General features: G+C 24.3%; 9 protein-coding genes. 5 read left to right on the top strand and 4 right to left on the bottom strand.

Going from position 1 to position 12205, the window contains the following annotated elements; all coding sequences use genetic code 11:
* Positions 1-3: 3 nt before the first annotated feature.
* Genes acpS through cdaA form a run of 3 tightly spaced genes read right to left on the bottom strand, consistent with a single transcriptional unit; the run spans position 4 to position 2157 of the window.
* On the bottom strand, positions 4-378 hold the full coding sequence (gene acpS / locus F0310_RS00045) for a holo-ACP synthase (RefSeq protein WP_182117680.1): 375 nt from the start codon (positions 376-378) through the stop codon (positions 4-6).
* A gap of 10 nt (positions 379-388) precedes the next feature.
* A complete protein-coding gene (locus F0310_RS00040; RefSeq protein WP_182116934.1) occupies positions 389-1384 on the bottom strand; it encodes a CdaR family protein in 996 nt (331 codons plus the stop codon).
* Positions 1381-2157, bottom strand: a complete 777-nt coding sequence (gene cdaA / locus F0310_RS00035) for a diadenylate cyclase CdaA (protein ID WP_476577973.1) — start codon at positions 2155-2157, stop codon at positions 1381-1383. Before cdaA ends, F0310_RS00040 begins: the two co-directional genes overlap by 4 nt.
* Positions 2158-3103: 946 nt before the next feature.
* On the opposite strand from cdaA, the gene F0310_RS00030 reads away from it, so the two are divergent.
* Both F0310_RS00030 and trpS read left to right on the top strand, forming a co-directional pair.
* Positions 3104-4204 (top strand): AI-2E family transporter, encoded by a 1101-nt coding sequence (locus F0310_RS00030; protein WP_182116932.1) that lies wholly within the window; start codon positions 3104-3106, stop codon positions 4202-4204.
* A 2-nt stretch (positions 4205-4206) separates the two neighbouring features.
* Positions 4207-5265, top strand: a complete 1059-nt coding sequence (trpS, locus tag F0310_RS00025; RefSeq protein WP_182116931.1) for a tryptophan--tRNA ligase — start codon at positions 4207-4209, stop codon at positions 5263-5265.
* 31 nt (positions 5266-5296) lie between these two features.
* On the opposite strand, the gene F0310_RS00020 is transcribed toward trpS, so the two are convergent.
* A complete protein-coding gene (locus tag F0310_RS00020) occupies positions 5297-7090 on the bottom strand; it encodes a phosphoglucomutase (RefSeq protein WP_182116930.1) in 1794 nt (597 codons plus the stop codon).
* Positions 7091-7243: 153 nt separating this feature from the next.
* On the opposite strand from F0310_RS00020, the gene F0310_RS00015 reads away from it, so the two are divergent.
* From F0310_RS00015 to F0310_RS00005, 3 genes are all read left to right on the top strand, one after another.
* Positions 7244-8689 (top strand): UTP--glucose-1-phosphate uridylyltransferase, encoded by a 1446-nt coding sequence (locus F0310_RS00015; protein WP_182117679.1) that lies wholly within the window; start codon positions 7244-7246, stop codon positions 8687-8689.
* The gene (locus tag F0310_RS00010; protein ID WP_182116929.1) at positions 8670-9725 is read left to right on the top strand and encodes a glycoside hydrolase family 3 protein; all 1056 of its coding nucleotides are present in this window, start codon (positions 8670-8672) and stop codon (positions 9723-9725) included. The genes F0310_RS00015 and F0310_RS00010 overlap by 20 nt, the downstream gene beginning before the upstream one ends.
* A 276-nt stretch (positions 9726-10001) precedes the next feature.
* Positions 10002-10625: a hypothetical protein gene (locus tag F0310_RS00005; RefSeq protein ID WP_182116928.1), complete on the top strand. Its 624-nt coding sequence runs from the start codon at positions 10002-10004 to the stop codon at positions 10623-10625.
* Positions 10626-12205 lie beyond the last annotated feature (1580 nt).

Genomic DNA, 12205 nt, shown 5'->3' with positions numbered 1-12205 from the left:
AAATTAATTTTCTACCATTACAAATGCAATAGCATACTCCCTTTCGTGTGAGATGGTTAAGTATAATTTTAAGCTCTTTTGTTCAATTAAGCTTTCAATATTATTGTGTAATTTAAATACAATATTTCCAGCTGGTAATTTGACGACTTCAATATCTTTAAGAGAGTATTTAATTTTATTTTCTAATAAAGGGCTTAAAGATTTGATAAGAGCTTCCTTTGCTGCAAATTTACCAGCTAAACTTTCTAAAAATCCTTTTCCTTTCATTTCTAAATTTTCAATTTCTCTTTGTGTAAAAAATCTCTCTAATTTTTTTTTATTTTTTAAGAAACTGCTAAGTCTTATAATTTGTATTATATCACATCCTATTGATTTCATAGTTTTATTTTTATTGTTCACTTTGAATTACCTCTAGTCTTATTGTTTTGGGTTCTTGTTCATAAACCTCTATACCGTGAGTATTGTTTTTAAAAATTATATCTGCATTAACATTGTAAATGCCAGGGATTTCGATATGACTTAAATCTAGATTAAAATTGATATTTTTGTTATCTATATGCATTTTAATTATTTTCTCTGATAGTCTGCTTCTTATTTTAATAAACATTTCGTTTTCTGGATTTAAAATTTTGTCTTTATTTTTTATTTCTAATCCATTTTTAAGATTATTGAAAATCAAATTGGGATTTTTTATTGTTGTGTGTGTATATTTTTTGCTTAATGTAATAGTTACTATTACATGACTTTTATCAAGTGTTATAAGTGGATCTGGAGATACTACTTCAAGATATTCTGATATAAATATTGTTCTTGTGTCAAATTCTTTTATTTCAGTTTTAATTGTATTAATTGTTTGTATTACTTTTTCAGGACCATATATTGTTAATTTTTCAGGTGAAATATTATATTTAGCAATAAAATATTCTCCTTTGTTTTCTTTTTCAATTAGTGTAAATTTAGGCTCAACTTTGACTAATTTTGAGGTTTTTTTATCAAGATTTAGTGAAATTGTTTTTTTTGAAAGACTGTATTCAGAGATAGGGATAGAATTAAGGTTTTTGATTTTTATTGGAAGTTCATATTTCCCTGCTTCTTTTATGTTTGTAGCTTCGACGAATAATATTACACGATCAAGATCTAAGTATTTTAAATTTTCTTTATTAATTTTTATTGTAAGTAATATTTTTGTGAAATCAGGAATTTTACCTAATGTGATTTCATCTTTTAGTAAAATTTTAAATTCTTTTTCTATTGTAATTGATTCTATATTATTTAAGTAAAATGTTATAAACATTACAATAGCTATTAAAATAGAAATGGATTTATTTTGCCAATCTTCAAAAAAAAATTTTGTTATATTTTTAATTTTTTTGTTTATATTCATTCTATTAATGTAAGATTTAATTTTTTTCTAATTTCATTTAAACTTAAATTATACTCTAGTTTTCCATTGCTTGTGAGTGATATAGATCCAGTTTCTTCAGAGGTTATTATTGTTATTGCATCTGAGCTTTCTGAGATTCCAAGGCCTGCTCTGTGTCTTGTTCCAAAAGTTTTGCTAATAGATTCAATATTAGATAGAGGCAGGAAAGATCCAGCATAAACGATTTTATTATTGCTGATAATGACAGCTCCGTCGTGTAGAGGTGTTTCATAGTCAAAAATAGATATTAAGATTTCATTAGATACGATCGAATCTAGTTTTATTCCTTTATTTATTATTTGCTCTAACTGTATTTTTTTTTCAATGCAGATTAGGCTGCCGGATTTGTTTTCTGATAAGTGTTTAATTGCTTTGATGATCTCAGAAATAGTTTTAATAGTTTCTTCTTTTCTGTTTGCAAGTTTAAAAGATAAGTTGAAATTCCCAATTTGCATTATTATTTTTTTTATTTCTTGATTAAATAATATAAGCATTGCAATAGGAAGTATATTGGCTATGTAGTTTAATAGCCAGTTTATAGTGTGTAAATTGAAATAATAAGAAATAATTCCAATAGATGCAATTATTATCATCCCTTTAAGTAAGCTTACAGAATAAGAATTAACTAGGTTTTTATATATATAATAAACTAAAATACTTATTAAGCTTATATCTAATACTCTAGAAAGAGTATCTTTTATTTGAACTATATTAATTGTATCTATCATAAACATTCTATTTATTTTTTTGTATTACTATATTGAATATATATATTTTAATACAACTTAGTGTTAATTTAAATTAATTTTTGTTTATGAATAAGAAAGAAAGAATAGTTTGAATATTTGATTTTAATGATATATGATGAAATGACATATAAATAAATTATTCCATTAGCAATTATAATATATTAAAGAAAATATTTTAAATACTTAAATAATAATTTAAGTTTTCAGGGTTAAAATTTCTTGAATTTGTAGATGTTGTGTCATTGAATTATTTGAGAAAATATATAAACTTAGATAAAGATATCAATTAAATCGAAATTTATATTGCTTAAAGTAGGTTTAGTCAGATGCTTTAAGGGATAGGGGGGATATAAATTTTTACTTATATTGCTAAAATTTGGATTTTCAAATTTATAGTTAAATAGTGTTTTTATCCTTTTATGAGAATTTTGATATAAGAATTTGAATAGTAAAGTTTCAGAAAATAGTATTTAAGCAGTGTATTTTGTATGTATACAGTAAAATAAGTATAATTTTTGATTTTAATAAATATTTTATGATAAGATTAATGAAGTAGCTACAAAAAGTAAAATAGAAATTTCTTTTGAAAATTGAAAATATATTTTATGTTGCAAATGGATTTAATACTATTTTAGCTTTTGAAATATTAAAATAATAATTTAGATCATTGTAAAAATATATTAGTATTAGTTTATTGTGATAATAACAATGAAGTTAAAAGTTTACTTGAATAAAAATGGGTTATTTATGTAGCTGAATCTAATTACAGTAAAATAGTAAATGAATTATATAATTGGATAAAGAATATATAATTTTAATATATAAATAGTTTAATAGTTTTAAGCTTTTTTAAATTATTGCTAAAATGGTACTTATATATTTTAAGAGCTATATGGGATCATTTAAGTGTTAAAGGGGGAGAGAAGTAAAGATGGCTTTGAATTTGGAACCAACGGATAAGTTAAAATTTTTTAAAATTCAGTCTGTTTTTTATGCTATAGTATTGGTAATAATATTAATTAGTATTTTAAAGATAGCACAGACTGTGTTTAAACCTTTGTCAATTGCAGTAGTTCTTGGATTTTTAGTATATCCTATTTATACTTTTCTTAAAAGATTGCTAATTCCAAGAGTTTTGATCGTACTTGTGATTTTCTTTTTCTTATTTTTGTTTTCTTATTTAGTTTTTAATTTTGTTTATTATAGTATTACTATTTTGATAAAACAGTTGCCTTATTATCAAAAGCAATTAATTTTCATTATAAGAGATATTTTTGATAAATATAAGATAGATAGTTCTATTATTGGTAATATAGATTTTTCTGGATATATTTATCCTTTTTTAACTAGGATATCTAATGAAATTATTGGTTTTGCAAGTAGCTTAGTAGTTTTGTTTTTATTATTATATTTTTTGCTGTCAGAAATACATATTTTTGATATAAAAGTTAGAAAGGCATTTGGGCATTCTATTTCAGAGAGATTTTTTGAGGCTTTGGGTACAATAAATAATCAAATTAGTAAGTATTTAGTAATAAAGGTTTTTGTTAGTTGTTTAACAGGATTTTTAGTATTTATAGGGTTGACTTCGTTTGGGCAAGATTTTCCTCTTGTGTGGGCAGTACTTACATTTGTTTTTAATTTTATTCCAAGCATAGGGTCAATTTTGGCTGTATTTTTTATTGTGATAGCTGCTTTAGTACAGTTTTATCCTAATTTAAATTTGGTGCTTTATATATTGATATATAATACTTCTCTTCAAGTATTGATTGGAAATATTCTTGAGCCAAAAATGCAGGGACATCGCCTTGATATTTCTCCTTTTTTATTGCTTTGTTTTCTTTTCTTTTGGGGTTGGCTTTGGGGTATTGTAGGTCTTTTAATAGCATATCCTTTTACAGTAATTATAAAGGTTATAGTTGACAATATAGCTTATTTAAAGCCTTTCTCTGTATTTTTGAGTGGTTCAAAAATGTTAAGTGATATTAAAAATATTAACAATAAATTGAAAAGTAGTAAGGAGGAGAATTAATCTTGCGAAAAAAAGTTATGCTTACAGGGGACAGGCCCACAGGATCTCTTCATCTGGGGCATTATGTTGGTTCTATTGTAAATAGATTAAAGTATCAAGAGGAATATGAAACTTATGTTGTTATAGCTGATTTGCATACTCTTACCACAAGACCAGATTTAAAGAGTGTTAATGAGATATCTTATAATGTTAGGGAAATGGTTTTGGATTACCTTGCTTGCGGAATTAATCCGGAGAAGGTTCATATATATTTACAATCGGCCATACCAGAGCTTTTAGAATTAAACTTAATACTTTCAATGATTGTTATGGTTAATCGTTTAAAAAGAATTCCTAGTATAAAAGATATGAGTGTTTCTGCTGGGCTTACTGAGATTCCTTATGGGCTTTTAGGCTATCCGGTGCTTATGAGTGCAGATATTTTAATGGCTAAAGCTAATTTAGTTCCAGTAGGACGTGATAATGAAGCTCATATCGAACTTGCAAGAGAGCTTGCTAGAAAGTTTAATTTTCTTTATGGAAAAAACTTTTTTCCAATTCCTGAAGCTATTTTTACAGATTCTCAATCTCTTGTGGGAATTTACGGCAAGAATAAAATGAGTAAGAGTCTCGGAAATGCAATATTTTTAAGTGATGATGAGAATTTAATACGTAAAAAAGTTATGTCTATGTTTACAGATCCAAAAAGGGTGAGATCAGATATACCGGGAGAAGTTGAAGGAAATCCTGTTTTTATTTATCATGATTTTTTCAATGATAATCCTGATGAACTTTATGAGCTTAAAACTAGATATCAAAAGGGTACGATTGGTGATGTTGAAGTTAAAGAAAGGCTTTTTAAAGTTTTAAATGAATTTTTAAAACCTATTAGAGAGAAGAGAGCTTTTTTTAAAACTAAAAAAAAATATGTCGATGAGATAATTTTTGAAGGTACAAATAAAACTAGGAAAGTTGCAATAGAGGTTATAAAGGGAGCTAAAAAAATAATGGGTATTTCTAAAACTTGGAATGGTGTGAGGAGGAATATAGAAAAATCTTTTAAAGATAGTTTAAATGTTTGATCATTTGCCTTATCTTTAAATTACTAATAATTTACATTAATGAATATGCAATTTGAATTAATTCTTTATTAAATTCTAATAGATTTAGTAGTTTCTCTTGTTTATCGGATTTAATTTCACTGAGCACTCTCAATATTGGTTCTGTTTTTGAGCCTCTCATCCATAAAGTTGCAATTATTTCATTTTTTGCAGTTTTAAGTAGAACTTTAAGTCCTCCGGAAGAATCTCCTGTTCTTGTTTTATTTTGTTTAATACCTTCATAATTAATTATTTCAAAATTATCTATTAATAAATCTGAAATAAGTTTGTTATTATTTTTGATCTCTTTTTCTAGTAATTTTTCATAATTTGTTTTTAATATTTCTTGATTTTCAACTTTAAGTTTTAGCATAGCCTTTTCATATGATGTTTCTATATTACTGTAAAAATTTATTGTTTTCAGTATATCATCTAGATTATAGTTTTCTTTATATGTATTATTGGATAACTTACACCATGTTTTGTAGAGTTCTTTTATCCTTAATAATTTAATTATACTAAAGATTGTAGTTAGAGGGTCTCTAACTTTTGAGGGATATATAATATTTCCACCATTTGAACCTTCTCCTAAAATTCTTACTATCAGGCCTTTTCCTCTTAAGATATCTGCCATTTCTGTTAAATTTGCTTCACCAACTTCAACTCTATAAACTTTTGCATTAAATAGAGCTGCTATTTTTTCAATATTTAATGAGGTCGCATCATTAACTACAATTGCTAAATTGTTTTTAATTCCAATATGATAAAGGTAGCTAAGCTCTGAAAGTACTGATAATGCAAATAGCTTTTGTGCTTCAATAATTTTTGATTTTTTATCTATTTTATTAATGAATACCAAGTTTCCTCTATCTCCATCACAATCAGGAACATAGCCTAATTGGAAAGAATTATCTTCTTTAAATTTTTTCTCTAGTATTTTCTTACATATAGATAAAGATTTACCTTCAGGAATCATTCCATGTCTAAAAACTCCTATTTGGGAGTTATGAAATTCAAATTTTAGTCCAAAAGATTCAATAATTTCTCTATCTATTGAATTGATACGAGAGCTGCCGTTCATTTCTCCTATTATTCCTATAGGATTTTTTTTGATATTTTCTTTTATATTTTCAATATTTTTTTTATTTTTTATATCTGAATATATTATTTTTTGCATTAATTGCATATATGTTTTATAAGATTTTGCTTTATTTTGAGTCTTTTTTTGAATAATTGTTTCATATAATTTTAAATTAATTTTATTTGTGTTAAACTTTTTTAAATTTTTTATAATTTTTTTTATCAAAAAAATTTTTTTAACATTTGATTTGATTTTGTATATTATTTTATTTATTTCTTTTGAATTTAGTACACCTCCGTCTTCTAGACCAATTTTAAGTCCATTATATCCTTTGGGGTTATGGCTGGCTGAAATGTATATAAATCCTTTTGAATTTTGGCTATTCTTTGTATAAGCTAAAATTTCTGGTATTGGAAGTATGCCAAAAAATTTTATATTATTTTTGTTTGATATTAATGTCTTTATTATTATTTCAGATATTATATGTCCAGTTGCTCTTGAGTCTAGTCCTATATTAATGTATTTTTTTGGTTTATTTTTTAAATAATTTGATATTGTAAATGTTATTATTGCAATTAATACCTTATCATCATCATTTATTTCACAATCTGTTGAATTTTCGTCTTTTGATTTCGCAAATATTTTTCTAAATCCTGAAGGGGATAGTATCATTTCATCAATAGCATTTTTTAAATTTATCATATTTAGTGTATATTGTTTTAGCATTTTATCCTCTTAAAGGGTATCTTTTAGCATTGTTAAATATTATAATAACATATTATAAGATACTATCTTAGTATATTATAATTGTTGTATATTATAGGTATAATACTATTTATTTTGGATTTAGATAGGATTTTTAAATTTTTTAATCTCGAAATGATAGATAAAGATTTTTCTAGAAAAATGCTTGATGAGCTTAATAGTAATAGGCTTAAACTTTTAAATGTTTCTATTAAAAGTTTTCCAGATAAAAGTCAAGAAAATATTTTTAATATTGCAGGGAATGCTATTAAATTAAAGTTTAAAAAGCAACTTGTTGAAAATAATTTAAAAAAATATATTAATAATTTTTCAAACTTTTTAAAAGTAGAAGAAGATGATTTTTATATTTTTACTGGAGATGAATTGGAAAGTTTAGGATTAGCTTTATATCCTTATCTTTCGTTTGGAATTTTGAATGGAGGATCTGCAACTAGTTATGTTGATATTTTAAAAAATAGTGATTTTAATAAAGAATTATATCTTTTATATGAGAGTAAAATACTTGAAGCTAAGAGGGCTTTTAAGGATTTACCAAAAGGAATAACGCCTGCTTATCTTAATAAAGATGGTAGTTATGGTTTTTCATTCTTAGAATTGAAAATTCGACATCTTTTAAAGCTTTCTAAAAGATATATGGATATTTATGGAGTAAGTTTAAAGCCTTCTATTTTTCAGATGACTAGCTTTAAAACAGATGCATTCATTTCTAAATTTTTAGATAATATATTTTATGAAGATTTGGTTAAGAGTTTAAATTATTCTTTTCTTAAAAAAGAAGATATTCTTACAGCTATTCAACCTTTAGTATATTGTTATAGAAAATTGGATAATGGCCAATATGTTTATTTTGATTATGAGATGAACGGGGAAAAAATTATATTGGCTTTACCTGCAGGACACGGACAAAATTTTAGAGTTTTAAGAGATATTTATTTTAAACTTTATAAATCTGGAAAGAGATTTGTGTATATTGGTAATATTGATAATATTGGGTTTACTGTTAATTTAAAGGCTCTTGCCATAATGGCTATAATAAATAGTTCTTCTGGATTTGAGTTTAGCGTTAAAACAGCATTAGATACAAAAGGAGGAATTTTAATTATTGATAAAGATGGTAGGCTAACGTGTGTTGATATTGGAGGAGCTATTTCTAAAGAAGATGTTCTAAAGGCTGAAGATAGAGGAGATAAAATTCTATTTAATTGTGCTACTGGTCTTTTTAATTTAGAATATTTAGTCAAAAATATAGATAGAATTATAGAAGAGATACCTAGTAGGGTTATTGAACAAAATAAAGAGATAGGTCAATATTTTTCAATTGAACAAGTAACTTGGGAAGTAGTAAAGTTAGTTGATGATCCCTTAATTTTCGAAGTTAATAGAGAAAATAGATTTCTTCCTGCAAAGTTATTTATTGATATTCTTATTGCTAGTTGTTACTTGCAAGATAAGTTTTCATATAATATTTCTTATATTGCTAATTACTTAAATAATTCTCTTAATTACTTGTTAAAGAATGATTATGGTTTAGTTTTTAGAGATGGTAAATGGAATATTTAGTGCTTTATTAATAAGCATATTATTTTCTTTAAATTTATATTTATTGGGGAATGTTCCTGATATAGATTATGATTATTTTGAGGAAGATAAGTCTGATTTAGTAAGTATTGAGAACTTTTTGGGAAAAATTGATTTTAAAGGCATCCTAGACAATAGAAATTTGTTTGTTGGTATTAGGAATATTGCAAATCCTAATGCTGTTCAAAGATTTAGTAAAGATGAACTTGAAAAACTTAAAGAGATCAATCCAATAGGTATTATTTTATTTAGGGAAAATTTCAAAGACGCTAAGCAAACCAAAGCTTTGATTGACTCATTAAAACAATATTTAGGCTCTGATATTTTTATTGCTGTTGATGAAGAAGGAGGTTTGGTTAATAGAGTTAGTGGAAATGAAAAACTGGGTGTTTATAATTTTCCTTCTATGGAATCTGTAGGTAAAACAAATGATGTGCATCTTGCATATAAAATTGGTGAAGTTCTTGGAAAACAACTTGTACGTTTGGGTATTAATGTCAATATGGCACCGGTAGCTGATTTAAAATTTTCAGCTGTTAGTCCTTTAGCTAATAGGACTTTTGGACATTTAGTTTACAATGTTGGACTTATGGTAGAGTCATTTATTGATGCGATACAGAAACAAGGAGTATATGCAGTAGTTAAACATTTTCCTGGACTTGGAGGGACTAAAGTGGATACTCATAAGGAAATAGCTTTATTGCCTTATAGTAAAAATTTTTTAATGAGGAACAATTTTGTACCATTTATTTATGGTAAAGAAGCAAAATTTATTATGATTGGTCATGTTTTAGCTCCTAGTATTTCTAAATATATAACTAGTATGTCAAAAGATATTGTAGATATTATAAGATATAATTTAAATATTAGTAGTATTATAATAACGGATGCATATGATATGGGAGCAATTGTGAATAATTTTAGTATAGAAGATGCAGTTAAAACTTCTTTAGGTTCAGGTATTGATGTCGTACTTATCCCAGAAGGATATCAAAAACTTAATAAAAAAAACAAATGATTTAAATGATTTTTCAAAAATAAGGAAAGGAAATATAAATAAAAAGCCATGTGAAACAAAATTTCCCAAGACTTTTTATAAATGGTTAAAGGTTAAAGATACATAATATTTTATCACAAAATTTTAAAAAAACAATAAAAGTAGATATCTTTTATTGTTAAAAAAGAAATAACTAATAAAAATATTTAGTAATTGTATTAATTCTTATTTGATATATATTATAATAATGTACACAAAATAAAAAGAGAAAAATAACTTAGGTTTGAGGTGATAAAGATGAGAGGAGTTAAAGAAGCAAATAATAAAATTTTTCCTATGATACTTTGTTGTGAAAATAAAGTATCTGGAAGAAAGGGAACTTTTTTTGGAAATGCAGAGTATGAGGCAAACTATAAGGCTAGAGTTAATGGGTATATTATTGATTTTTTCAGAATACCTAGAAGTTTAAAAAATAAGTATGAGGTTAATATTAAAGCATTAAGTAATCCAGATCTTCCATTTGGGAATATAGCGATGAATTGCATCAATATATTTAAACTTATAGTTGATATTGTGAATATGCAGACAGGAGAGGAGTATGATTATGATAAGTTTATAACAGAAATGGAAACAGATAAGATGCTTTATTATGGAGCAAAAGTAGTTTCAGCATTAACAAGACATTTTGATGAAATTAGTGGAAATAATCATAATGAAGGATATTATGAGTGGGAAAAAGGTTGGATAGACAGGAAGTGGATTGATTATGAACCTAGTGAGATAGAGATTAAAGAGATGCAGGAATTAAATAAAAGATTTGATCAAAAAATGTGTATAGGAACAGGAAAAAAAACTAAGAAGTCAGGTATTAATAAAGGTGAACTTAGGCTTTTAAGAGCAATAAAGAAAACAGGTAAGTAAGAAGGCATAATAAAATTATTTAAAAATATTTACAAAATTAAAAAAATAAAATAATATTATAATAGATATAAGAAGATAGAAAATATTCTATCAATAGTCCCCAACACTCCTATTAATCCTCTCCAAAACAAGATATAGGAGTAGGGACTTTATTTTTAAGATTTTCTATAAATTTTAAAAAATTTATAGAAAAAAAGAAGTCAAATTTAAAAATTTATTAGTATATCCCTATTGAAATCTTATACTAAATATATGAAGCTTATTTTTATTTATTGAATTAAGTGAAATGTTAGTAAGTCTAAGTTATAGAATCTATAAATAAAGTATTGTTAGATTAGTAAAGATTGGTATATGATATTATTTATATTTTTGTATTCATTTGATTTTGAATAATTAATTTTTGAATTACAAATGTATTAGATTATATTCCAGAAATAATTGATCGTAAATGTTTAATTTTCTAATGGGTAGAAAAGGAAATTTATTAAATGTATAATATAATGCATAATTCCCTGATTCTTAGGTAAATATCTTTAATATTTGCTTTGGAACTTATTTCAGATAATCTTTTTATATTTAAAATTAAGCATAAAGTGGTTTTAACTTTGATAGAGTAAATAAGAAATAAATAAATAGTCTTTATGATAATATTTATTATAAAGACTATTTATATTTAATAAAAATAGAATTTAAAAAAGAAAAGTAGAATAAAAATAATTTAGAAAAAACTGGAAATAATCAAAATTTTGAACTAATAATTTAGTTATTAAATATTCTCCTTTTTTAAAATTAAAAGAATTTATTATCAATATTTACTTCATACCATACATTCTTTTAAATAATCCCCTTCCCCAAGGGGTTTTTTCTTTTTAAAGTTAAGTATTCAAAGGTATGTATGAAAGAGTAGAGGACAAAATCAGAATAACTTTAAAGTTAGTGATATTATATTTAAATATAAAAGAGTCTAAAAAAAATAATTTTAATTTATTTGATCTAAAAGCGCTGTATTACAGTATGGGATTGAGTGTGCTGTGAAATACAAAATATATAAAAATTAAATTATCGTACTATTAGCTTTAAAAATTCTAATCTTAAGCTTTAGATAAAATAAACTAACTTATAAAAAAATAATCTATTTAAAACTTTTTATTAATTATTATAAGAATAGGGAGAAGATATTTTAAACTTAAATCTTAATAAAAATAGCAATTTAATAAAAAGATTTTCTTTGCTTTTTAAAGCCTTAGTTTAAATAACAAATCTAATATCAATTTAATAAAATAAAATTATTATACTGTATCAAAATCCTTTTTTCTCTATTTTATAAATATCATAATACTTTTAATTATCTAATTATCAATTATTTCTACTTTTGATTTAGATTCTTCTAAAAATTTTTGAATTTCATTTTTACAAAACAAAACTAACAATAGTATAATTTATTAGCAGTAATAAACTTTAAATTTAGCTACTTCGTTGTATTTTTAAATGTTTAGTATTCTAGAATATTAGGCTTTTTAGTATAAGGATTTTATCCAGATCAGTTTAGTTTATATGTTTTGTACTAAAAAAAAATAAAT

This window comes from Borrelia sp. A-FGy1 (genome assembly GCF_014084025.1).
Classification (GTDB): domain Bacteria; phylum Spirochaetota; class Spirochaetia; order Borreliales; family Borreliaceae; genus Borrelia.
The sequence above is the reverse complement of the archived record's forward strand: the minus strand, read 5'-3'. Positions and strand labels throughout refer to the sequence as shown.

Coding starts and splice junctions, on each gene's coding strand:
- F0310_RS00005 (WP_182116928.1), top strand. CDS start 10,002: ATGAGAGGAGTTAAAGAAGCAAATAATAAAATTTTTCCTATGATACTT.
- acpS (WP_182117680.1), bottom strand. CDS start 378: ATGAAATCAATAGGATGTGATATAATACAAATTATAAGACTTAGCAGT.
- F0310_RS00015 (WP_182117679.1), top strand. CDS start 7,244: ATGATAGATAAAGATTTTTCTAGAAAAATGCTTGATGAGCTTAATAGT.
- F0310_RS00040 (WP_182116934.1), bottom strand. CDS start 1,384: ATGAATATAAACAAAAAAATTAAAAATATAACAAAATTTTTTTTTGAA.
- F0310_RS00030 (WP_182116932.1), top strand. CDS start 3,104: ATGGCTTTGAATTTGGAACCAACGGATAAGTTAAAATTTTTTAAAATT.
- cdaA (WP_476577973.1), bottom strand. CDS start 2,157: ATGTTTATGATAGATACAATTAATATAGTTCAAATAAAAGATACTCTT.
- F0310_RS00010 (WP_182116929.1), top strand. CDS start 8,670: ATGGTAAATGGAATATTTAGTGCTTTATTAATAAGCATATTATTTTCT.
- F0310_RS00020 (WP_182116930.1), bottom strand. CDS start 7,090: ATGCTAAAACAATATACACTAAATATGATAAATTTAAAAAATGCTATT.